Here is a 544-nt window from a genome sequence, read left to right as displayed (position 1 = left end):
CTACCGCAGATGTCATCAAAGCTTTCCCCACCCGGGCTGCGGAAGAACCAATGATAGCTTTCATAGGAACAATCGATTTGCTCTCGGGTGAAATCACGCGTTGCGCCTTCCCATTGCCCAAACGCGATTTCCATAAGCCGTTCATCATGTATCAACTCATGATGAGGCGTCGTTGCCAAGCGGGCGGTATGCATTGCTCTCTTTTGCGGGCTGACGAAAACGCGCAAAGGTGCATTCGGTATTCGCCTGAGTATCTCATTTTGTTTCCGGGCCTGAGACTTGCCAATTTCCGTCAACGGCGAATTCTTGCGCCCTTGGAACTTCCCCAGTGTGTTCCATTCGGTTTCGCCATGTCGCAGCACAAAAAGATCTGGATACTTGTTCAAGATGTGTACCTGAATTGAATACCGTTTGAGGTGCCATTCTTGTTGCCTCTTTTTAAGGACGCTGATTTATAGATGCTGACCTAAATTTCCTTGCGCGCCCGGAGCGCCGCCGTGATCGTTCCGTCATCCAGATAATCCAACTCTCCACCCATGGGCAC

Annotated in this window: 1 protein-coding gene and 1 pseudogene; both read right to left on the bottom strand. The window is 50.6% G+C overall.

Annotation, left to right across the window (positions count from 1 at the left end; all coding sequences use genetic code 11):
* Positions 1-362 (bottom strand): histidine phosphatase family protein (locus ACR1XY_RS24895; protein ID WP_480597556.1); only part of this gene is annotated, 362 nt, incomplete at its 3' end.
* Between the two features lie 104 nt (positions 363-466).
* Positions 467-544 (bottom strand): annotated as a pseudogene (locus ACR1XY_RS24890) (recombination mediator RecR); the annotation flags it as partial.

Source organism: Ruegeria sp. AD11(2025) (assembly GCF_056542405.1).
Note: the sequence above shows the minus strand (reverse complement) of the source record. Positions and strands in the feature narration are given on the sequence as shown.